Genomic DNA, 21,773 nt, shown 5'->3' on the forward strand with positions numbered 1-21,773 from the left:
GCGGCTACCCGCTGCCGACCCGTGCCGCGACCGTCGTCGACCACCGGTACGTGCTCGCCGCGGTCGGGCTGCTCGCCGCCGACGCGCCGGCCACCGCCGCCCGCCTCGCCGCGCAGCACCTCACCGCCCTCGCCAGCCGCTGACCCGGCAGCGGCGGCGCTACCCGCGGGCCTGCTGGACGGCCTGCCGGTGCTGGCCCAGCGCGTACGTGACGGTCAGGCTCGCCGCGGCCACCACGGCCAGCGCCACACCCGGCGCCACCCATCCGGTGGCGACCAACGCCACCGCCGCACCGCCGAACAGCCCGATCTCGCAGACCAGCCGGCCCGGCGCGGTGGTGAACCGTGCCTTGGGCGAGGCGAACAGCCCCCAGCACGACGCCGCCGCCAGCGGCAGCAGCACCCCGGCCGCCAGCCGCGCCGGCCAGGAGGCGTCCAGCCGCAGGCCCCACGCCACCAGCGAGGCCAGGCTCGCCAGCTCCAGCAGGAACCGCACGCCGAGATTCAGTCCACCCACCACACGCTGCACTCTCACCAGGGCAGTCTGGCAAGCCCGGGCCAGCCGGGCCCATCCGCCGAACGGCCCGACACACCCGGGCGCCGACACGCCGAGGCAAGGTGGACTTCCGGGTCGGGTCCGGGCGGATTCGCCGGTACCGGTTGACAGCGTCGGGGGGCGGGTGCGTACCGTGCTTGACGTCCTACCTCGGGGGGCGGCTCGGCTTCACTTCGTCCCCCCACCCACGGGCAAGTTGGCGGCAGGTCGCGCCGCTACGCGGCCAGGTTACGTGGGCGGGGGTCGGCGGGGCGGGCGAACCGGTCGCCGTACCGACACGGGCCAGGGGGAAACAGCCGGCCAGTAGACAACGGCAACGGATGGGCATCCAGTCCACACCGGGTCGGTCCGAAGGTCTGTTGGAACGTCTGAGCACGTGCCGGCCGGGAAGGGCCTGGGAGCGCGGGGCGCGGCAGATGCCGCGCCCCTCTTCCGTCCCCGGGCCCCTCCTTCGCCCCGCACGGCCGGCAAACCGCGCGAAGCCGGCAGCCGTGGCCTCGCGTCGCCCGTGCACCGGGCGTCGGGCGCCTGGTGCGGCACAATCGAGCCCGTGACCGCATCCGAGCAGCTGACCGGCGAGACGACCAGCCCACCCGACGAAGCGCCGGCCGCCGATGCACCCCGCCGCCTGCCGCTGCCGGTGGCGCTCGCCGCGGCCCTGGTCGCCGGGTTCGCGCAGCTGCTCGCCTTCCCCCCGTACGGGCTGTGGTGGGCCGCGCCGATCGGGGTGGCGCTGCTCGCTGCCGCCTGCCACCGCCGGCGCGCCCGCGGCGGCGCGCTGGCCGGCCTGGTCGCCGGCGCCGCGCTGTTCATCCCGCTGCTGAGCTGGACCAGCATCGTCATCGGGCACTGGCCGTGGCCGATCGTGCTGGCCCTGGTCGAGGCCTGCTACCTGGCGCTGATGGGCGCCGCCGCGGCCGCCGCCAGCCGGCTGGTCGACCGGTACCGGTGGAGCTGGCCGCTGTTGACCGGCGCCCTGTGGGTGGCGCAGGAGGCGCTGCGCGGCCGGGCACCGTGGGGTGGCTTCCCGTGGGGCCGGATCGCGTTCAGCCAGCAGAACGGCCCGTTCGCCGGCATCGCCGCGCTCGGCGGCGCCCCGCTGATCACCTTCGCCGTCGCCGCCTGCGGCGGGCTGCTCGCCACCGCCGCCTGGCGCCGCTGGCGCGCCCCGCGGCCCGGCACCCTGCCTCGGGCCGCGGCCCTGACCGCCGCGGCCGTCCTCGTGGTGCTGGTGGGCCTCGCTGTGCCCGGCACGGTGCCGCACGGCCGGCAGGTCCGCATCGCCGTCGTGCAGGGCAACGTGCCGCGGCTCGGGCTGGAGTTCAACGCGCAGCGCCGCGCGGTGCTCGACAACCACGTCGACGCCACCCTGGCGCTGGCCAGGCAGGTCGACGCCGGTGCCAAGCCGCGGCCGGACCTGGTCGTGTGGCCGGAGAACTCCTCCGACATCGACCCGTTCCAGAACCCGGACGCCTACCAGCGCATCGACCAGGCCGCCACCGCCATCGGCGCGCCGATCCTGGTCGGCGCCGTACTGGAGGGGCCCGGGGACCACGCCCGCAACGCCGGCATCGTCTGGATCCCGAACAGCGGGCCGCAACAGCCGATCTACGTCAAGCAGCACCCGGTGCCGTTCGCCGAGTACATCCCGCTGCGGTCGCTGGCCCGCAAGGTCACCGACAAGGTCGACCTGGTGCGGTCGGACTTCGTCGCCGGGCACCGCACCGGGGCGTTGCGGCTGGGCCCCGCCACCGTCGGCGACGTGATCTGTTTCGAGGTCGCCTATGACGGGCTGGTACGCGACACGGTCACGCACGGCGCGAACCTGCTCACGGTGCAGACCAACAACGCCGACTTCAACACCGCCGAGTCCCGCCAGCAGCTCGCCATGGTGCAGGAACGCGCCGTCGAGCACGGCCGGCCGGCGCTGATGGCCTCGACCGTCGGGGTGTCGGCGTTCGTCGAGGCGGACGGCAGCGTGCACGACGCCACCCGGTTCAACACTCGCAGCGTCATCGAGACCACCACCCGGCTGGGGGAGGGCACGACGCTTGCCACCCGGCTGGGCGCGATACCCGAAATGGTGCTGGTCGCCGCCGCGCTGGCCGGCCTTGCCGCCGCGGCCGGGCTACGGTGGAGTGGCCGATCCCGAACCCGGAGGTGACCCGTGCGGCTCGTCGCCCTCGCTCTCGTGACGCCGGTGCTGCTGGCGCTCGCCGAGCTCGCCGTGCTGCTGGTGGTCGCGCACTTCCTCGGCCTGGGCTGGGCGCTGCTGATCCTGCTCGCCACCTCGGCGATCGGTGTGGTGCTCGTCAGCCGGGTCGGGCCGCGCTCCTGGCGCCGGTTCCGCGGCGCGCTGAACGACGGTCGTCCGCCGGGCGCCGAGGCCACCAACGGCCTGCTGGCGCTCGCCGCCGCCGCGCTGATCGCGTTCCCCGGCTTCCTCAGTGATCTGGTCGGCGCGGTGCTGCTGATCCCGCCGGTACGTGACCTGGCCGCCCGGGGCGTGCAGGCCGCGGCCGAGCGGCGGCTGTCGCCCGACGTCGCCGGTCAGGTGTTCGGCCCGCGCACCGTGCGGGTCCGCCAGCACCGGCAGGAGGCGGCCGACACCGAGGCGCCGCTGGAAGGCGACATCGTCGAGCCCCACTAGCGCGCGCCCGCACCGGCGCAGCCGGGGTCGCGGACGACATCCCTGGTTCAGGCGGCGGCCCGGACGGCGGGGATCACCTGCTGGGCGAAAACCTCCCGCTGCGCGTCGGCGTCCGGCCCGGCCAGCGCCACGCTGAACGCGGTGAAGCCGCTTCTCACGTAGCCGAGGAACCGTTCGACCAGCGCGTCGGGCGGCCCGGCGACCGGTTCGGCGGCCGGATCGTCGTCGCCGCGCACCGTGTCCTGCACCCGCACCGACAGGTGGTAGGCGCAGGTAATCTCGTCCGGGTCGCGGCCGGCCGCGACCGCGGCGTCGAGCACCCGGCGGCGCATCGCCACCGCCACGTCCGGCGGCGCGAACCCGAGCGACGGGATCCACCCGTCGGCGAGCCGGCCGGTCACCGCCAGCGCCCGCGGCCCGAACGTACCCAGCCAGATCGGGATCGGCCGCTGCGGCTTGGGTGTCAGCTGCGCGGCGTCGGTGCGGTGGATGCGGCCGGCGTAGCTGAACCGCGGCTGCGACCACAGGCCGCGGGCGATGCGGATCGCGTCGGCCAGCCCGTCGACCTTGTCCCGGGCTGAGGGCACCGGCAGGCCGAACGCCCGGAACTCGTCGTCGGAGTAGCCGCCGCCCAGCCCCAGGATCAGCCGCCCGCCGGACAGCCGCTGCAGCGTCTCGGCCATCTTCGCCACCATCGCCGGGTTGCGGTACGGGACGCCGAGCACCCGGCTCGCCACACTGATGCGGCTGGTGGCGGCGGCCATCCAGGCCAGCATCGTCCACGTTTCGAAGGTGGGGGAGTCTCCGCAGGGGTGGTCGGAGGTGGCCACGAAGTCGTAGCCGAGCCGTTCCGCGGCGACCGCGGCCGCCGCCGGATCGGCGCCCGGCGCCGCGCTGGCCGGCACGTTCAGCCCGAACAGGAGTCGTTTCGTAGACATGTCAATGAAGCTAGCGCTCAGAACGATGTCATGTCAACAAACCGCTGGGCGATGGCGGCCCGCGCCGCCCCGGAGCCGGTGCGACGAGGCGGCGCGGGGGTGCGGCGAACTCAGCCGGGACGCGGGCCCGGGCTAGGCTCGCGGGGGTGAGCGAAGCCTCGTCCGAACCCGCCGCCGCACTGGTCGTCGTCGACGCCCCGGTCGCCGCGCCCGGCCCGGAGCCGAGCCCGGCGCACCGGCTCGCCGCGGCGTTCCTGCTGTCGCATCACGGCAACACCCGGGCCGCCTACTCCCGCGACCTCGCCCACTTCTTCGACTGGTGCCGTACCGAGGGCGTCGACGTGCTCACCGCCCGGCGGGTGCACCTGGACGCCTACCGGGCCCACCTGGGCGAGCTCGGTGTCGCACCCGCCACCCTGGTACGCCGGCTGTCGGCGCTGTCCGGCTTCTACGCCTACGGGCAGGACGAGGAGCTGATCGCCCGCAACCCGGTGCAGCGGGTCCGGCGGCCCAAGGTCGGCGACAACGTGCAGTCCACCGGACTGTCGGCGGACGAGGCCGGCCTGCTGCTGCGCGCCGCACACCGGCACTCGCCGCGCGCCGAGGTGGTGGTGACCCTGCTGCTGCTGTGCGGGCTGCGGGTCTCCGAGCTGGTCGGCGCCACCGTCGCCGACCTGGGGTACGAGCGGGGCCACCGGGTGCTGACCGTGACCCGGAAGGGCGGCCGCAGCCAGCGCATGGTGGTACCGCCGCGCGCCGCGGCGATCCTGGACGACTACCTGGCCGGCCGCGGCGAGGGGCCGCTGGTGGTCACCGCCACCGGGCGGGCGCTGGACCGGTACGCGATCTGGCGGCTGCTGCGCACCCTGGCCGCCGACGCGCTGCCGCACCTGGCCGACTCGCTGCACCCGCACGACCTGCGGCACGCCTGCGCGACGCTGGCCCTGGACGCCGGCGCCAGCCTGCACGACGTGCAGGACCTGCTCGGGCACGCCGACCCGCGCACCACCCGCCGCTACGACCGGGCCCGGCACAACCTGGACCGCTCGCCCTCCCACCGGCTGGCCATGCTGCTCGCCGACGGTGATCGCTGACCGGCCCGGCTGGCAGACTGCGGCGGTGAGCCTTCGCCAGTTGCTGCGCGCGTTGCCGGTGTTCGACCGGCCGCTGCCCCCCTTCGACCCGTCCACCGCGCCGCCCGAGCCCACGGCGCTGTTCCGGGACTGGCTGACCGCGGCGATCGACGCCGGGGAGCCGGAACCGCACACGATGACCATCGCCACCGCCGACGCGTCCGGCCTGCCGGACAGTCGGGTGCTGATCCTCAAGGACCTCACCGCGGACGGGTTCTGCTTCGCGTCCGAGTCGGGCAGCGCCAAGGGCCGGCAGCTCGCCGCGAACCCGCAGGCCGCGCTGGGCTTCCACTGGAAGCTGACCGGCCGGCAGGTGCGGGTACGCGGCAGCGTGCACCCCGCCGACGCCGCCACCAACGCCGCCGACTTCGCCGCCCGGCCGCTCGGGTCGCGGGCGGCGAGCCTGCTCGGCCGGCAGAGCGAGGTGCTCGCCGACCCGGCCGAGCTGGACGAGGCGCTGCGCGGCGCGTACGACACGCTCGACACCGCGCCCGACACGGTGGCGCCGCAGCACACCGTCTACCTGGTACGGCCGGCGACAGTGGAGTTCTGGCAGGGCGACGCGGCCCGCCGGCACGTCCGGCTGCGGTACCGCCGGGACGGCGACGGGTGGCGCACCGACCTGCTGTGGCCCTGACCGGCGTGGCCCTGACCCGTTCGGGCGGCGATCACCCTGTCGGGTCGCAGGCACCAGCGCGCAGGCCCGCTCGGCGCGGGTCGGTCAGCTCAGCGGGGCACCGTCGACCAGGGCGTCGAAGTACGTGTCGGCGTCGGCGCTGACGTCGGCGCCGGACAGCCGGTCGGCGCACCACAGCGCCGCGACCACGGCGGCCCGCTGATCACCGCGGTCCGCCTCGTACAGCGCCTGCTCGACCAGCAGCGCCGCCGCGTAGGCGTCCGCCAGCCGCAGCGCGAGGGTACGGGCGCCGACGGTGACCCGCCGGGCGGTCGGGTCGGTGGCGACCGTGTCGGTGGCGGCGGTCAGCCGCCCGTGCGCCTCCGCCAGCGCGGTACCGGCCGGGCCGAGCCAGCGCCCGCCCGCCTTGCCGGCATCGGCCGCGGCGGCGGCGATGCGGGCCAGCAGCGGCCGGTGCGCGCCGCGGCCGGCGATCGCGCGCGGCAGGTCCAGCGCCAGCACGTTGGTGGCGCCCTCCCAGATCGGCAGCACCTGGGCGTCGCGGATCAGCCGCGGGATGCCGGTGTCCTCGACGTAGCCGGCGCCACCGAAGCACTCCACGTACTCCGAGGCCGAGGAGACGGCGAGCTTGCCGGTGGCGAGCTTCGCCAGCGTCGCGGCGAGCCGCAGCTCAGCGGCGGCGTGCTCGTCGCCGTCCACCTCGATGCGGCCCAGCAGCGCGAACCCGTGCGCGGCCAGGGCGTGCGCCGCCTCCGCGTGCACCGCGAGCCGGCCCAGCGCGGCCCGGTGCAGCGGCGCCTCGGCCAGCGGCGCGCCGAACACCCGCCGTTCACCGGCGTACCCGCGGGCCAGCCACAGGCCGCGCCGCATCCCCGCCGCCGACGCGGCGGCGTTGTGCAGCCGGGCGATGCGCAGCAGCGTCATCATCCGGGCCACCCCGTGCTCGTCCGGTTCACCGACCGGCAGCGCGTACGCGTCGGTCAGGCCGATCTCCGCGGTCGGCAGCGCCCGGGTACCGAGCTTGTCCTTGAGCCGGTGCACGCGCACCCCGGGTGCCGGCGCGTCCGCGGCCAGCCCGGCGCCCAGCGGCGAGTCCGCGGCGTAGCGCGGCACCAGGAACGGGCTCAGGCCGGTGCCGCCGTCCGGGGTGGCGAGCGCGATCGCCATCGCCGAGTCGGCCGCCGAGCAGAACCACTTCTCGCCGGTCAGCCGCCACCCCTCGCCGTCGCGGCGGGCCACGGTGGTGCTGCCGGACACGTCCGAGCCGCCCTGCGCCTCGGTCATCCACTGCCCGGAGGTGATCGCGACGTCCGGGTCGGTGGCGGTCAGTCGGGGCAGCCAGGCGTCGCGCAGCGCCGGGTCGACCTCCGGGCGGGTCAGCAGCGCGCTGGCCCCGTCGGCCATCGCCAGCGGGCAGTTGAACGTCGCCGACTCCGGCCCGTACAGGTAGAGCAGCCCGTACTGCACGACCCGGGCACCGGCACCCCACACCGACCGCGCCTGCGGCTGGTACGGCAGGGCGACGAGCGCGTGCCGGGCCGCGGCGGCGCGCAGCGTCTCCCAGCCCCGCGCGGTCTCGATCCGGTCGATGCGGGCGCCGAACGGCCCGTACCGGTGCAGCACCGGCGGGTGCGTCTCGGCGTCGGTGTGCGCGGCGCGCAGGCTGTCGCGGACGTCGTCGGACAGCGCGGTGAGGCGGCCGCGGGCGGCGGCGTGCCCGTCGGCGCCGAGCAGCCGGTCCAGCCAGCTGCGCAGCACCGGGTCGGCCGCGTACACGTCGGGCATCTCGGGCATGGTCTGCACGTACCGGTTCATGGGTGCAGTCTGCCAGCCTTGGTTACCGACGAGTAGACCGCCTGGCGAAGTGACCGGTTTGTGCAGCTGGTGGCTAGTCTCGACGGGGTAGGACCGAGACGCCGGAAGGGTCACCATGATGGACGACGCGCGCTACGCCGACCTGGTACTGGAGGGCGGCGGGGTCAAGGGGATCGGGCTGCTCGGCGCGATCGAGGAGCTGGCCGAGCAGGGGCTGAGCTTCCCGCGCATCGCCGGTGCCTCCGCCGGCGCGATCGTCGGCGCGCTGGCCGCCGCCTGCCAGCAGGCCGGCCGGCCGGTCTCGGAGCTGGTCGAGGTGATGGAGTCGCTGGACTACCGATCGTTCGCCGACCCGACCCTGCTGGACCGGTTCGGGATGCTCGGCAAGGGCATCGAGCTGCTGCTGCACGACGGTGTCTACAAGGGCGACGTGGCGCTGCACTGGATCGAACAGCAGCTCGCCGAGCGCGGCGTGCGCACCTGGGGCGACCTGCGCATCGACGACGACCCCGGCACCTCGCTGCCGCCGGACCGCCGGTACCGGCTGGTGGTGGTCGCCTCCGACCTGTCCCGCGGCCAGCTGGTCCGGCTGCCCTGGGACTACCGGCACTACGGCCTTACCGCCGACGAGCAGCCGGTGGCGCTCGCGGTCCGCGCGTCGATGTCGTACCCGTTCTTCTTCCGCCCGGTGACGCTGACCGCCGGGCACGGGCTGGGCGAGTGCACCCTGGTCGACGGCGGGATGCTGTCGAACTTCCCGATCGACGTGTTCGACCGCACCGACGGCAGGCCGCAGCGCTGGCCCACCTACGGGGTGAAGCTGTCCGCCCGGCCGGCGCAGCGGCAGGTCAGTCACGCCGTGGACGGCCCGATCGACCTCGCGTTCGCCGCGCTGCACACGCTGCTGGACGCGCACGACGCGTACCACCTGGACGACGAGAACACCACCGCGCGCACCCTGTTCGTCGACACCGACGGGGTGTCCACCCTCGACTTCGGCATCGACCGGGACACCCAGCGCACGCTGTACGCCGCCGGTCACGCCGCGGCGCGCAAGTTCCTGGCCCGCCGCACCGCCACCATCCCGAAGTCCCGCGCCGTCCCGACCGACGACGCGCCCGCGACCGGCGGCGGACCGGCCGGTGGCGTCGACGCGACCGGCGGTGGGCCCGCGGCTCAGCCCAGCGGCAGCTGACCGGCCGCCGGCGCCGCCGGCCCCAGATCGCCGGAGCGGTAGTGCGCCCGGCACAGCACCTGGTAGTGCACCGGGTCGTCGCGGCCGGTGTCGCCGGTCAGCACCTGCTCGCCCTCGCGTACCACCCGGTTGCCGACCACGCGGGCGTTGAGCTGCCCGCGCCGACCGCACCAGCACAGCACCTCCACCTGCAGCTGGTACACCCCGTCGGCCAGCTCCAGCAGCCGCTTGGTGGCCGGGAACAGCTCGCTGCGGAAGTCGGTGGCCAGCCCGAACGCGTACACGTCGACGTCGGCGTGGTCGACCAGATCGGCCAGCTGCTCGACCTGGTCCAGCGAGAAGAACTGCACCTCGTCGCAGATCAGGTAGTCCACCCGGGCGCCCAGCGCCCACTTGCCGCGCACCAGCTCGCGCAGGTCCAGCTCGTCGGTGACCTCGATGGCGCGCCGGTCCAGCCCGATCCGGGTGGAGATGCGCGCCGCACCGGACCGGTCCATCCGGGTCAGCAGCAGGCCGCGGCGACCCTGCCGGGCATGGTTGTGGTCCATCTGCAGCGCCAGCGTCGACTTGCCGCAGTCCATCGGACCGTGGAAGAACTTCAACCGGGCCGGCTGGTAGGTGTCGCCCCGCGGTACCGGCCGGGCCAGCGCGCTGAGGTCGTCGAGGTCGGCTGTCACGAGCCGCAACCTTATCGGGACGGCTCCAGCGTCCCGATAAGGACTGTCGGTCAGAGCAGCCGGGGCGGCGTGTTACCGGCGGCGGTGATGGCGCGGCGCATCGGCACGAACGCCAGCACGATCAGCCCGGCCACGAAGAACACCAGCAGCGACACCACACCCAGCCGGTAGCTGCCGGTCAGCTGGAACACCAGCCCGAACAGCAGCGGCCCCAGCCAGCTGGTGCCCTTGTCGCCGATCTCGTACAGCCCGAAGTACTCCGCCTCCCGGCCGGCCGGGACCAGCTGCGAGTACAGCGAGCGCGACAGCGCCTGGCTGCCGCCCATCACCAGCCCGATGCCCGACCCCAGCGCCACGAACAGCACCACGTTGTGCGCCGGCACGAAGTACGCGCAGCCGACGACCACCACCCACAGCACCAGCGACAGCAGCACCGACTTCCACGCGCCGATCAGCTTCGCCAGCCAGCCCAGCAGAAGCGCCCCACCGAACGCGAGGAACTGGATCACCAGGATCGTCGCGGTCAGCGTGTCGGTGCCGAGCTTCAGCTCCTCGGTGGCGAACACGCTCGCCTGGCTCAGCACCGTCTGGATGCCGTCGTTGTAGATCAGGTACGCCACCCAGAAGAACAACGTCAACGGGTACGCGCGCAGCCCGGCCAGCGTGTGCCCCAGCTGCCGGAACCCGTCGAGCAGCCCGCCGGAGCGTGCGGTGTGCGCGGTACCGGGCCGCTCCCGCAGCAGCAGCACCGGCACGGTGGTGAACGCCGCCCACCACAGCCCGGCCGACACGATGCACCAGCGGGCCACCGTCAGGTTGGTGCCGAACGCGAACACCGCGACCAGGTTGCCGGCCAGCAGCAGCCCGCCACCCAGGTAGCCGATCGCCCAGCCGATCGACGAGATCGAGTCGCGCTTGTCCGGACCGGCCAGCTGCGGCAGGAACGAGTTGTACACCACCACGCTCGCGCCCAGGCTGATGTTCGCGACCAGGAACAGCCCCCCGCCCAGCAGGTACCGGCCGCCGCCGACGGTGACCATCCCGACCGTCGCCGCCGCGCCGAGGTAGGCGAACACCGCGAGCAGCCGCTTCTTGCGTGCCGACCGGTCGGCGACCGCGCCGACGATCGGCAGCACCACCACGGTCAGGATCACCGACAGCGACACCAGGTAGGCGTAGTAGGCGCCCGGCGCGACCGGGATGCCCAGCGGGTGCAGCCGGGCCCCGTCGCAGCTGCCGGAGCCGCAGCCGGCGGCCTGCTTGGCGACCTGGGTCAGGAACGGCCCGAGGAACACGGTGATCACCGTGGTGGCGAACGCCGAGTTGGCCCAGTCGTAGAAGTACCAGCCGACGCGCTCGCGGCGGCTGCTGGTCAGCCCGCCCGCCGGTGCGGTGGTGGTCATGCTCGCCGTCTCCTGCCGTCGGCCCGCCCGGACCGCTGCCGCGGACCCGAGTGGCTGTCGGGGATCCCCGTGATCGCCGCAACAGCCGCTGCGACGATCATGCTGGTGCCGTCAAGCCCTCAGGCGTCCCATTGGCCACGAGCGAGTAACACTTCCCGCAGTACCTCGATCCGGTCGGTCATGATGCCGTCGACGCCGAGGTCCAGCAGCCGGTGCATCTCGTCCGGGTCGTCGATCGTCCACACGTGTACCTGCACCCCGAGCCGGTGCGCGTAGGTCACGAAGCGGCGGTCGACCACCCGCACCGGGCCCATCCGTACCGGCACCTGGGCGGCCGGCACGCCCGGGGTCAGGCCGAGCATGCTGCGCCCGGCCACCGACACGGCGCGCAGCCGGGCGATCGCGGACGGGCCGAGCGAGGTCGCCAGCCGTGGGCCGAGCGCGCGGCGCACCGCGGCGAGCCGTCGGTCGGAGAACGACGCGACCAGCACCCGGTCCACCGCGCCGGTCGCCCGGATCGCGTCGACCAGCGGCCGCACCGCCGGCCACGACTTGACGTCCAGGTTGAACCGCAGCTTCGGCCAGGCGTCGAGCACGTCGACCAGCTTCGGCACCGCCTGCTCGCCGCCTACCCGGATCGTGTCCAGGTCGGCCAGCCGCAGCGTCTCCAGCGCGACGTTGCGGCCGGCCAGCCGGGTCAGGTCGGCGTCGTGGAAGATCACCGGCACGCCGTCGGCGGTGGCCCGCACGTCGGTCTCCAGGTACCGGTAGCCGAGGTCGGCGGAGCGCTGGAACGCCGCGGCGGTGTTCTCGTCACCGTCCGCCGCGCCGCCACGGTGCGCGAACGCCAACGGCGACGGTGCGTCCAGGTACGGGTACCGACCGCTGTGGGTCTGTGGCTCCTGCTGGCTGTTCACCCGCCGAGTATCCCTGTCCGAGGCCCTCGTTTGTCGACCCGCCCCGCCGGCACACCGGGCACGGGCGCACGGGCAGTATCGTGTCCGGCGAGGAGGGAGATCTTGTATGCGCGTGCTCGGAATCGACTTCGGCACGTCGAACACGGTGGCCATGCTCCGAATGCCCGATGGGCGGGTTCGGCCACTGTTGTTCGACGGGTCACCGCTGCTGCCTTCCTCGGTGTATCTGGCGCCCGATGGCCGGATGCTGGTGGGGCGGGACGCGGAGCGTAACGCCCGGGTCGACCCCACCCGGTTCGAGCCGAACCCGAAGCGCCGCATCGACGACGGCACGGTGTTCCTGGGCGACCAGGAGATCCCGGTGCCGCGGGTGATCGCGTACGTGCTGGAGCAGGTGATCACCGAGGCCCGCCGGCAGATCGGTGGGATGCCCGAGCAGCTGCGCATGACCCACCCGGCCCGGTGGGGGGAGCGGCGCCGCAGCCTGCTGGTGGAGGGTGCCCGGCTGGCCGGGCTGCCCCGCCCGCAGCTGATCGCCGAGCCGGTCGGCGCCGCGTCCTACTTCACCGCGGTGCTGGGCACCGCGGTGCCGGTGGGCCGCTCGCTGGCCATCTACGACCTGGGCGGCGGCACGTTCGACGCCACCGTGGTGCGGCGCACCCAGTCGGGCTTCGAGGTGCTCGCCGAGGAGGGGCTGCCCGACGTCGGCGGCCTCGACTTCGACCACGCGATCATCGAGCACCTCGGCAAGACGTACTCGCAGTCGCACCCGGACCTGTGGGCTCGGCTGGTCAACCCGCGCGAGTCCGGCGACCGGCGGTACCGCCGGATGCTGTACGAGGACGTGCGCGGCGCCAAGGAGATGCTGTCGCGTACCTCCAGCTCCGACATCCACCTGCCGGCGCTGGAGGTGGACGCGCACATCACCCGCGAGGAGCTGGAGTCACTGATCCGCCCGCACCTGGAGCGGACCGTCGAGTGCCTGCAGCGCACCATCTCCGAGGCCCGGCTGACCCCGCGCGACCTGGTCGGCATCTTCCTGGTGGGCGGGTCCAGCCGGATCCCGCTGGCCGGTCACCTGGTGCACACCACCCTGGGGGTGGCGCCGACCGCACTGGAGCAGCCGGAGACCGTCGTGGTCGAGGGTTCGCTCGCGGTGGGTGGCCCGCCCAACCAGCGTCCGGCGATCCCGCCGCGGCCGGTGCAACCGCAGCACCGGCCGCCGGTACGTCCGGCCCCAGCCGGCAACCGTCCGCCGGCGCGGCCGGTGATCCCGAGCCCGCCGCGGCCGGCGCCGACCCCGGCGCCCCGGCCGCCGGTGCAGCAGCCCGGCCCGCGTCCGCCCCAGCAGGCGCAGCTGCGGCCCGCGGCGGCACCGATGGCGGCGCCGCAGCGGCCGATGCCGGCGCCCGCCGGGCCGGCGGCAGACGACGGCTCCGGCCGCAACTGGTACCAGGAGCCGGCGGTGGTGGGCACCCTGGTGGTCGCGGTCGTGCTGGTGCTCGCGTTCGTGGGTCTGCTGGTCTACGCGGTCGCGCGCTGATCCGACGGGGCCACGGTGCCGGCACCGGGGCCCCGTCGGAGCGCTACCAGGGCAGCGGGCCGTCCTCGCTGAAGAACCCGCCGGTGGGGCCGCCCTCGCCGACGGTGGCCAGCCGCACCACCACCGCGGCGCCCTGTTCCGGGGTGAGCAGTCCGCTGTGGCCGTTGATGTCGGTGTCGACGTAGCCCGGGGCGACGGCGTTGACCAGGATGCCGTCGGCACGCAGTTCGTTGGCGTACTGCAGGGTCAGCGCGTTGAGCGCCGTCTTGGACGGCGAGTAGGCCGCCGACAGCAGCGTCGAAATCGGCCCGCCGACCTCGGCGGTCAGCGCCAGCGACGCGGAGTGGCTGGAGACGTTGACGATCCGAGCGGCAGGGGAGCGACGCAGCAGCGGAAGCATCGCGTTGGTCACGCCGATCACCGCGAACACGTTGGTGTCGAACACCTCCCGGACCAGTTCGACGTCGACGGAGCTGGGCACGCGGTCGAGAGCGTCCTGGGGTGCCGCCTGGCCCGACCCGCTGATGCCGGCATTGTTGACCAGCACGTCCAGCCGGCCGAGGTGCTCGTCGATCCAGGACGCGGCCGACTGGACCGCGGCCCGGTCGGTGACGTCCAGCTCGACCGCGTGCGCGTCGCCGCCGGCGGCCTGGATCGCCGCCGCGGTCTCCGCGCCGCGCCGCGGGTCGCGGGCGCCGACCACGACGCGGTACCCCGCCGCGGCCAGCAGGGTGGCGACCGCCCGGCCGATCCCCTTGTTGGCTCCGGTGACCAGGGCGACCCTCGGTTGTTCCGGGTACTCGTTCATCAGCCAGATTCCTTTGCAGAGCAACGGATGTGTCGCGGGTGGCGGTGCCGACCCGTCGCTCATGGAGATGCCGGTGCCGCCGGCCGCGTGACGCCCGGCGCGCGTGATGCGCCTCACCGGCGGCTGTGGCGTACCGGGGGGTGTCAGGCGGTCTTGATGGCGGACAGGTCGAAGTCGAGGGTGACCTTCTCGGAGATCATCACGCCGCCGGTCTCCAGGGCGGCGTTGAAGCTGACCCCGAAGTCTTTGCGGTTGATCACGGTGGACCCCTCGAAACCGACCCGGTTGAGTCCCTGCGCGTCGACCACGGCGCCGACGAAGTCGAGCGGGATGCTGATCTCGCGAGTGACGCCGCGAAGGGTCAGCTGGCCGGTCACCTGGAAGCGGTCCCGGTCGACGTGCTCGACGGCGGTGCTGGTGAAGACGATGTGCGCGTGGGTCTCGGCGTCCAGGAAGTCTCCGGTACGCAGGTGGCTGTCGCGCTGCGGGTTGCCGGTGTCCACGCCCGCCGCGTCCAGAACGATGTGCACGCGGGAGGCGGCCGGGTCGGAGGCGTCCAGGTGGACGGCGGTCTCCACCGGGGGGAAGTGGCCGCGCACCCTGGTGACCATCGCGTGCCGGGCGCTGAAGCCGAAGCGGCTGTGCGCCGGGTCGATGGTGTAGGTGCCGGTGAGTTCGTCGGGGTACAAGGCTTGCTCCTCGATATAATTCAGCGCTGAAACATTCAGGGCGACGGTATATCGAGGTAATTCAGTACGCAACCTTTTAGTAACATGCTCCACGTGACGAGATGGTTGACCGCCGACGAGCAGCGCACCTGGCGGGCCTTCGGGTCCGCGATGCGCCAGCTGACCGACCGCCTGGACCGCGACCTGCAGGCGGCGGCCGGAATGCCGATCACCTACTACGAGCTGCTGGTCATGCTCTCGGAGGCGCCGGACCGAACGCTGCGGATGAGTGAACTGGCGCAGCGGACCGACTCCAAGCCGAGCCGGATCACCCATGCCGTCGGCAAGCTGGAGCAGAGTGGCTGGGTCCGGCGCGAGCACTACCCGGGCGATCGCCGCGGGTGGCTGACCGTTCTGACCGACGAAGGCCTGGCTGCGTTGCGCGCCGCGGCTCCGGCCCACGTCGACAGCGTCCGCGCGCACCTGATCGACCTGCTGACGCCCGAGCAGGTCCGGCAACTCGGTGAGATCAGCGAAATCGTCGGCGCCCACCTCACCGCGTCCAGGTGAGCGCGCCGGCCAGCCCGGCCGGTCCGACCTGGCGGCGGTCGGCCGGGCCGCCGATCGTGAAGCCCGCCGGTCAGCTACCGGGGGCCCAGAAGCGGGCCAGGGAACTCGTCGCCGGGTCGTCCGAGCCGGCGAGCGCCTGCCACGGGTCGACGCCGTCGGGCACCGACTGGCCGTCGTAGTCGAACAGGTCACCGGCCGAACCGCCCGGCTGCGCAGCCGGGTCACCCGGGTCCTGGACGGACAGGTCGTGCTGCTCGCCGAGCACGGCGGGGTCGCTCCACGGGAAGCCGTCCACCGGCTCCGGCGGTTCACCGATCTCCAGCTGCGGCGGGAACACGTCCTCGGCGGCCCAGTCCGGGTCGTCGCCGACCAGGTCGAGGTCCGGATCGGTACCGGGCACCGGGTCGGGGTCGAGCGCCGGCGCCTGCTGATCGTCCTCGTCCACGTCGCTGAACGGGTCGGCAGCGGACACGTCCGCCGGCTCGGCGCCGGCCGCGTCGTCGTCGGACAGCTCGCCGTACTCCAGGCCGAGGGCGCCGCCGTCGTGCGACCCGGCGCCGGGATCGAGGTCCGGATCGTGCCCGTCGGCGCCGAGGTGCTCGTCGCCGTACCCCTGATCGCCGAGCTCGTGATCACCGAGGCCGTCGCCGTCCAACCCGCCGGTGAGGCCGTCACCGGCGCCGGCGTGATCGCTGCCGTAGCCGTCGTCGGCGCCGGCGTCGTGGTCGCCGTACTCGTCGATCGGCCCGCCGTGCTCGTCCATGGCCGACTATCCCCCCTGCGTGTCCGACGGGGCCGCCGGCGCGATGCCTCGCGCCTTGATCAGCACCTCGTCGAGTTGTTTGATCCGGGCCCGCAGCTGCTCGCGCTCCTTCTGCAGGTCGGCACGCTTCTTCTGCCGGCTGTTCTTGTCCTCGACCATCGTCTTGTCGATCTCGGCGATCTGCCCGTCGAGTTGCTTGAGCCGCCGCTCGATCGCCTCGTCCAACGCCAGTGTCAGGGCGTACTGCAAGTCGGTGAAGCGGGTCGCGATCTCGTCGGACAGCGCCGCCCGGGACTCGCCCAGCACCTCGCGCAGCCACACCTTGGCCTGCGACCGGTTGGCCTGCACCTTGCGCCGCCACATCATGAACGCGCCGGCCGCCAGGCCGATGCCGACACCCACGACCGGCACCACAATGCCGCCGGCCAGGGCGGACGCGCCGAGGGTGGCGCCGCCGGCACTGGCCAGCGAGTACAGCCCGCGGCCGGTGCTGAACGCGGACATCACCACGAGCGACTGGTCGCCGGAGCCCTCCTTCTGCGGCTTGGCGGTCATCGCGGTGCGCAGCTTCGCGTTGAGCCGGCGCAGCACGTAGTTGAGCTCCTGCGGGCTGAACACGCTGGCGAGGATGCGCTGCCCGATGACCCGGAACCGGTGCTCCAGATCCTGCGAGAGCCGGATCGACACCGCGTACAGCGCGCGGTCCACCTCGTACGGCAGCTTCTTGATGTCGCCGCCGGAGCCCTTCTCGATGGTCTTGCCGAAGTCGTCCTGCAGCTGGGTGATGTACTTGCGCAGCCGCGACTGGGCGTCGACCCGGGCCCGCTGGGTCTCGGTGTTGAGCGCCAGCGACCACTGCTTGGTCTCCGAACGCTTGCGCGAGTTGACCTTCCCGCGCTCCTCCTTGAGCCGCTCCAGGAGCGCCGGGTCCGGGTCGGCGGACTTCATCCGGTCGCCGACGCCCAGGTCGAGCCGGACGAACTCGGTACGCACCGCGCGCAGCGTGTTCGCCGTCTTGAGCGCGGTGCCCTTGGCCGCCAGGCCGATCAGCCCGTGCTGCAGCTCGGCGACCCGGGACTCCTTGACGATCTCGGCGGCCGCGTCGGCGGGCATCTGCAGCGCCAGCTCGGCCAGCCGGGACGACACCGGGAAGAACGGCGCCGAGGCGAACCGCGGCGCGTGCGCCCGCAGCAGCGACCGGTCGTCGTCCAGGATCGTCCGCCAGCCCGGGTACGCGTCGACCTTGGTCAGCGCGAACAGCACCATGTTGACCCGCTTGCTGGCCTCGATCAGGAAGTTCAGCTCGGGCTGCGAGAACGGGGCGGACGCGTCGACCACGAACAGCAGCGCGGTGGCCCGCTCCACCGCGTCCAGCGCCACCTCGGCGTGCAGCGAGTCCAGGCCGCCGACGCCGGGGGTGTCCAGCAGCGACGTGTACTGCAGCATCGGCGCCGGGTGGAAGATCTCCAGCCGGCGCGGCGGGCGGACCCCCTCGGGCAGCCGGCCGAGCACGGTGCCGTAGTCGCGGATGTCCTCGATGCGCACCGGGATCGGGTCCTCCCGCCCCGGGATGTACGCCTGCGCGGCGGGTTGCGCGCCGTGCACGAACTCCAGGTACGAGCTGGTGGCGACGGCGGCGTCGACCGGGGACAGGTTCGGCACCCCGATCAGCGCGTTGGTCAGCGAACTCTTGCCGCGCTTGGTCTCGCCGACCACCACGATGCTCGGCACGGTCTGTTCGCGGCGACGCAGCACGTCCAGGTCGGACGCGGCGTCGGGGTCGATGCGGCGCAGGTGTGCCAGGCCCGCGTCGACCGCGCCGCGCAGCATCTTCTCCAGGGCGGCGGTGTTCGCGGCCTGGTTGGTCTTGGCCGGAGCGCTCACTGCTGCCGTCCCTCTTCCTTGTAGACGGTGACCACGGGGGCGCGCAGCACCACACCGCGGTCGACGTAGCCGGGTACCTCGACCGCGGCGATGGTGCCGGCCAGCGCCGGATCGGTGGTGGGGGTGGCGCCACCGGCCTCGTGGTGCGCCGGGTCGAACCGCGCCCCGACCGGCGCGACGGTACTGACGCCGACCTCCTGCAGGGACCGGCCGAGCACGTCGGCGATGGCCTTGCTGGTGGCGCGGTCACGCACGTACACGCAGGTCTGCACCAGGCTGCCGCGCTCGGTCTCGGCCTGCTCGGCGCGCTGGGCGAGGCCCGGGTCGGCGCCGGCTGCCGGTGGCGCGGAGGTGACCGTGGACTCCTTCTCGTCGTCGCGGCGCGCGGCGAGCAGCAGCACCACGGCGACACCGCCGGCCAGCCCGGCGCCGACGAAGCCGACCGCGGCGGTCTGCACCGAGAAGCTCGCGTCGCAGGCGGCGCTGCGGCCGATCACGCCGCGGCCGTCGGCACTGCCCGGCGCGGAACCGTCGGCCGGGGTGGTCTGCACCTGCAGGGTGCACGTTCCGGTCTTGGCGCCGACCCAACCGCCGACGAGACCGGTGAGCACGGCGACTATCGCGGCGACACCGGCGGCGATGACGCGGAGGTTGCTCGAGGACATGGGGGCTCCTTTATCCAAAGCGCATCGCGCGACTCAGGCGGGCTTTCGGACCTGCTGGGAGAGCAGGAAGAAGCCGCGGTGGACGACGTGGGCGATCCGGGCCTGGGCGGGGCTGGCGCCGGCGACGGCGAATGCGCGCCACCGGGTCGCCGCCTCGAGCGCGGCCTTGGCGAGCTGCTCGACGGTGGCGCCGGACATGCCGAGGATCCAGTGCGGGTCGTCGGACAGTGCCAGCCGGGTCAGCTCGTTTTCCATCTCTTCGGGCAGCGCGACCGCACCGGTGGTCACCTGCTGGGCGACGTCCAGCATCCGCAGCCGGTGGTACTCGGGCTGTTGCAGCACCCGTTCGACCGCGTCGCGCAGCAGCTCCCGGTCGGCGGGGCGGTCGGCGTGCCCGGCGATCTTCTCCAGGCTGGTCAGCGCCCAGCCTGCCTTGATCGCGTCGGTGCGCCAGCGAAACGCCCGCTCCAGGGTGGATCGGGCCCGCGGGAAGCCGGACGCCAGGAACAGCTGCTTGACCAGCTCACCGGTCGCCAGCTTCGGGTTCGCGACGAACTGGGCGACCGCGAACGACACGCCGTAGATGTCCAGCAGCCGCAGCAGCCGTTCGCGCTGCGCCTTGGACACCTCGCAGTCGCGCGCGATGAACAGGTCGACGGAGGCGAGCAGCACCTGCCGGTCGGTGTCGGACATGCTCGCGATGGTGCGCAGCGCCTCGCAGTCGGCGGCGGTGAGCCGGCCGGCCTCGGTGGTCTCGGCGAGCAGCCCGATCACCGGGACCACGTCGGACACCACCCGGCGCAGCACCTCGCCCTGCTTGGTGGCCAGCGGTTCGGCCACCGGCCACGGGTCACCGGTACCGGCGAGCTTGTCGACCTTGTTGAACAGCCCGAGCGAGTTGATCGGGTTGCTCGACAGCTTCGAGGACATCGACTGGAACGACTTGAGCGCCTGCAGGTCGTCCTCGCGGACCGACTGGGTGAACACGTACACGATCGCCTCGGCGCCGGACAGCGCGCCGGCGGAGTCGTCGTCGATGTCGTCGTCGATCGGCGCCTCGTTGAACAGGAACCGGCGGGCCTCGTCGGAGATCGACGAGTTGGTCGACGACAGGCCCGGCGTGTCGACGACGGTGAGGTCCTCGAGCCGGTCGGAGGTGAGCGTGACGTCGACGAAGGCGACCTCGTCGCGGGGCACGCCGAGCTTCTGCGGGATCATGCCGGACTCGTCCAGCGGCAGGCTGGCCCGCGAGCCGTCCCGGCGCACCACGTCGATCCGGTCGGTGGTGCCGTACCGGAACTGGGTGACCAGCCGGGTGCACTCGCCGACCTCGGTGGGCGCCACCCGCCGGCCGATCAGCGAGTTGACCAGGGTCGACTTGCCCGACTTGAGCCGCCCGGCGATCGCCACCCGCAGCGGTTCGCCCAGCCGGCGGGAGATGTCGACCACCGCGGCCTGGGTGCTGCCGGCCAGTCGCGGCCCGCACTCGCCGCACAGCGCCTGGACTCGGGAACTGAGGGGACCCGAACTCATCGCAACACCCCGGAATCGCCAGCTGTGACGACTCGAACACGGTGTGCCGCGAAGCCCTCGGCGCCGTCCATGTCGGTCATGGCCGGTGGTACCTCCTACTACTCTGGTGGCAGGCCCTGGTGTGCGTGGCCGACGCCTGCCGGCACACACACTAGGCATATCCTCACCGACCTAGGATCCCGGATTCGTGCCAGCCCGCGGGGGGAGGCCCACGTGCGTGACGCGACTGCTGGTCAGACCGACGCCGACGCGCCGAGACTCGACCAGCGGCCGACCGCGCCCGCACCCGACCCCGTCGCGGTGGCGGCCGCCCGGTTGGCCCGGCCGGGGCTGGTGGTGGTCACCGGCGCGCCCGGCGCCGGACGCAGCAGCGCGCTGCGTGCGGTCGCCGACCGGTTCGCCGGCACCGTGTTCACCGGCGGCGGGCTGGCCATCCTGCGCGGCGTGCCGGGCCTGGCGCTGTCGCGCGCGGTGCGGGCCCGGCTCCCGGTCGAGGACGGTGCGCTGACCGCCGAGGCGGTCCGTTCCCGGGTGCGCGGCGGGCTGCTGGTGCTCGACGACCTGCAGTGGGCCGACCCGCTCACCCTCGCCACCCTGCCGGCGCTCGCCGCGCACTGCCGGGTGCTGGTGTCGCTGCGCACCCCGCACCGGCTGCCGGCCGCGGCGCTGGCCGCGTTGCGGGAGTCCTGCGACACCTGGCTCGCGCTGCCGCCGCTGACCCCGCAGCAGGCCACCGAGCTGGCCCGGCGCATCGCGCCCGGGTTGGGTGCGGCCGGCATCGCCGAGGTGGTGGCCCGTGCCGGTGGCGTACCGCTGGCGGTGGAGACGCTCGCCCGGCACGCGGTGGCCCACCCGGAGTCGGTGTCGCGGCAGCCGGAGCCCGACGACGCGGGCAGCACCGGCGCGGTCGCGCACGCCGTCGCCGAGGCGCTGGCCGACCTGACCCGCCCGGCCCGTACCGCGATGGCGGCGCTGGGCATGCTGCGCCGGCCGGCGGCCCGCACCCTGCTCGGCGCCGGTGTCGCCGAGCTGGTCGAGGCCGGATTGGTGGTCGCGCCGCCCGACGACGGGGAGCGCTCGCTGGTCGCCGCCGTCTCGCCGTACGTGGCGGAGGTCGCGGCGGGGCTGCTCAGCGCGGAGGAACGGGCCGGGGTGCACCGCCGGCTGGCGGAGCTGGTGAGCGACGCCGAGGCGGCCCGGCACCTGGCCGCGGCCGGTGACGACCAGCCGGCGTACGAGCGGGCGGTCGCCGCGGCGGCCACCGCCGGCACCGCGGGCGAGCGCGCCGACCTGCTGCTGCTCGCCTGCGGGCTGGACGGCGCGCAGCCACGTCCCGCGGTGCGCCGGGACACGGCCGCGGCGGCGCTGGCGGTCGGCCGGCCGCGGGCCGCGCTGCGGGCCCTGGCCGACGCCGCCGAC

19 protein-coding genes and 1 pseudogene are annotated in these 21,773 nt (G+C 74.0%); 8 read left to right on the forward strand and 12 right to left on the reverse strand.

Translation table 11 applies throughout. The annotated features are described in order from the left end of the window. Positions 1-159: 159 nt before the first annotated feature. The gene (locus tag NUM_RS21400; RefSeq protein ID WP_207126698.1) at positions 160-534 is read right to left on the reverse strand and encodes a YrdB family protein; all 375 of its coding nucleotides are present in this window, start codon (positions 532-534) and stop codon (positions 160-162) included. Positions 535-1,105: 571 nt separating this feature from the next. Between NUM_RS21400 and lnt the strand changes: the two genes are divergently transcribed. Both lnt and NUM_RS21410 read left to right on the forward strand, forming a co-directional pair. Beyond that, positions 1,106-2,719, forward strand: a complete 1,614-nt coding sequence (lnt, locus tag NUM_RS21405; protein ID WP_370467027.1) for an apolipoprotein N-acyltransferase — start codon at positions 1,106-1,108, stop codon at positions 2,717-2,719. Between the two features lie 3 nt (positions 2,720-2,722). Further along, positions 2,723-3,205 carry an FxsA family protein gene (locus tag NUM_RS21410; protein WP_207126699.1) on the forward strand — a complete coding sequence of 161 codons (483 nt, stop codon included), beginning with the start codon at positions 2,723-2,725 and terminating at the stop codon, positions 3,203-3,205. A 47-nt stretch (positions 3,206-3,252) separates the two neighbouring features. Here NUM_RS21410 and NUM_RS21415 read toward each other — a convergent pair whose 3' ends face one another. Continuing rightward, positions 3,253-4,143: an LLM class flavin-dependent oxidoreductase gene (locus NUM_RS21415; protein ID WP_207126700.1), complete on the reverse strand. Its 891-nt coding sequence runs from the start codon at positions 4,141-4,143 to the stop codon at positions 3,253-3,255. Positions 4,144-4,289: 146 nt separating this feature from the next. Here NUM_RS21415 and NUM_RS21420 point away from each other — a divergent pair, with 146 nt between their 5' ends. Both NUM_RS21420 and NUM_RS21425 read left to right on the forward strand, forming a co-directional pair. Continuing rightward, positions 4,290-5,237 carry a tyrosine-type recombinase/integrase gene (locus NUM_RS21420; RefSeq protein WP_207126701.1) on the forward strand — a complete coding sequence of 316 codons (948 nt, stop codon included), beginning with the start codon at positions 4,290-4,292 and terminating at the stop codon, positions 5,235-5,237. A 25-nt stretch (positions 5,238-5,262) separates the two neighbouring features. Then, a complete protein-coding gene (locus NUM_RS21425) occupies positions 5,263-5,913 on the forward strand; it encodes a pyridoxine/pyridoxamine 5'-phosphate oxidase (protein WP_207126702.1) in 651 nt (216 codons plus the stop codon). Between the two features lie 84 nt (positions 5,914-5,997). Here the strand turns inward: NUM_RS21425 and NUM_RS21430 are convergent, their stop codons facing one another. After that, positions 5,998-7,728, reverse strand: a complete 1,731-nt coding sequence (locus NUM_RS21430; RefSeq protein ID WP_207126703.1) for an acyl-CoA dehydrogenase family protein — start codon at positions 7,726-7,728, stop codon at positions 5,998-6,000. Between the two features lie 115 nt (positions 7,729-7,843). Here NUM_RS21430 and NUM_RS21435 point away from each other — a divergent pair, with 115 nt between their 5' ends. Beyond that, on the forward strand, positions 7,844-8,923 hold the full coding sequence (locus NUM_RS21435; protein ID WP_207126704.1) for a patatin-like phospholipase family protein: 1,080 nt from the start codon (positions 7,844-7,846) through the stop codon (positions 8,921-8,923). Here the strand turns inward: NUM_RS21435 and NUM_RS21440 are convergent. The 3 genes from NUM_RS21440 to NUM_RS21450 all read right to left on the reverse strand — a co-directional run bounded on the left by NUM_RS21440 (position 8,905) and on the right by NUM_RS21450 (position 11,920). Continuing rightward, positions 8,905-9,570, reverse strand: a complete 666-nt coding sequence (locus NUM_RS21440; RefSeq protein ID WP_225918750.1) for a thymidine kinase — start codon at positions 9,568-9,570, stop codon at positions 8,905-8,907. The genes NUM_RS21435 and NUM_RS21440 overlap by 19 nt on opposite strands. A gap of 80 nt (positions 9,571-9,650) precedes the next feature. Beyond that, positions 9,651-11,003 (reverse strand): MFS transporter, encoded by a 1,353-nt coding sequence (locus tag NUM_RS21445; RefSeq protein ID WP_207126705.1) that lies wholly within the window; start codon positions 11,001-11,003, stop codon positions 9,651-9,653. A gap of 119 nt (positions 11,004-11,122) precedes the next feature. Beyond that, on the reverse strand, positions 11,123-11,920 hold the full coding sequence (locus NUM_RS21450) for a glycerophosphodiester phosphodiesterase (RefSeq protein ID WP_225918745.1): 798 nt from the start codon (positions 11,918-11,920) through the stop codon (positions 11,123-11,125). A gap of 106 nt (positions 11,921-12,026) precedes the next feature. Between NUM_RS21450 and NUM_RS21455 the strand changes: the two genes are divergently transcribed. Then, on the forward strand, positions 12,027-13,463 hold the full coding sequence (locus NUM_RS21455; RefSeq protein ID WP_225918746.1) for an Hsp70 family protein: 1,437 nt from the start codon (positions 12,027-12,029) through the stop codon (positions 13,461-13,463). Between the two features lie 43 nt (positions 13,464-13,506). On the opposite strand, the gene NUM_RS21460 is transcribed toward NUM_RS21455, so the two are convergent. Next, complete coding sequence (locus tag NUM_RS21460; RefSeq protein WP_207126708.1) at positions 13,507-14,271, reverse strand: SDR family oxidoreductase; 765 nt, start codon at positions 14,269-14,271, stop codon at positions 13,507-13,509. A 143-nt stretch (positions 14,272-14,414) separates the two neighbouring features. Next, the gene (locus tag NUM_RS21465) at positions 14,415-14,960 is read right to left on the reverse strand and encodes a YceI family protein (RefSeq protein WP_207126709.1); all 546 of its coding nucleotides are present in this window, start codon (positions 14,958-14,960) and stop codon (positions 14,415-14,417) included. Positions 14,961-15,065: 105 nt separating this feature from the next. Between NUM_RS21465 and NUM_RS21470 the strand changes: the two genes are divergently transcribed. After that, a complete protein-coding gene (locus NUM_RS21470) occupies positions 15,066-15,509 on the forward strand; it encodes a MarR family winged helix-turn-helix transcriptional regulator (RefSeq protein WP_308440583.1) in 444 nt (147 codons plus the stop codon). 70 nt (positions 15,510-15,579) lie between these two features. On the opposite strand, the gene NUM_RS21475 is transcribed toward NUM_RS21470, so the two are convergent. The 4 genes from NUM_RS21475 to NUM_RS21490 are packed head-to-tail and all read right to left on the reverse strand — an operon-like array spanning position 15,580 to position 20,354. Further along, positions 15,580-16,272 carry a hypothetical protein gene (locus NUM_RS21475; protein WP_207126711.1) on the reverse strand — a complete coding sequence of 231 codons (693 nt, stop codon included), beginning with the start codon at positions 16,270-16,272 and terminating at the stop codon, positions 15,580-15,582. Positions 16,273-16,278: 6 nt separating this feature from the next. Beyond that, complete coding sequence (locus NUM_RS21480) at positions 16,279-18,156, reverse strand: dynamin family protein (RefSeq protein ID WP_225918747.1); 1,878 nt, start codon at positions 18,154-18,156, stop codon at positions 16,279-16,281. Then, complete coding sequence (locus tag NUM_RS21485) at positions 18,153-18,821, reverse strand: nucleotide exchange factor GrpE (protein WP_207126712.1); 669 nt, start codon at positions 18,819-18,821, stop codon at positions 18,153-18,155. Before NUM_RS21485 ends, NUM_RS21480 begins: the two co-directional genes overlap by 4 nt. A 33-nt stretch (positions 18,822-18,854) precedes the next feature. After that, the gene (locus NUM_RS21490; RefSeq protein ID WP_207126713.1) at positions 18,855-20,354 is read right to left on the reverse strand and encodes a dynamin family protein; all 1,500 of its coding nucleotides are present in this window, start codon (positions 20,352-20,354) and stop codon (positions 18,855-18,857) included. A gap of 213 nt (positions 20,355-20,567) precedes the next feature. Between NUM_RS21490 and NUM_RS21495 the strand changes: the two are divergent. After that, positions 20,568-21,773 (forward strand): annotated as a pseudogene (locus tag NUM_RS21495) (ATP-binding protein); the annotation flags it as partial.

Origin of the sequence: Actinocatenispora comari, assembly GCF_017312725.1 — a bacterium.
Lineage (GTDB): Bacteria > Actinomycetota > Actinomycetes > Mycobacteriales > Micromonosporaceae > Actinocatenispora > Actinocatenispora comari.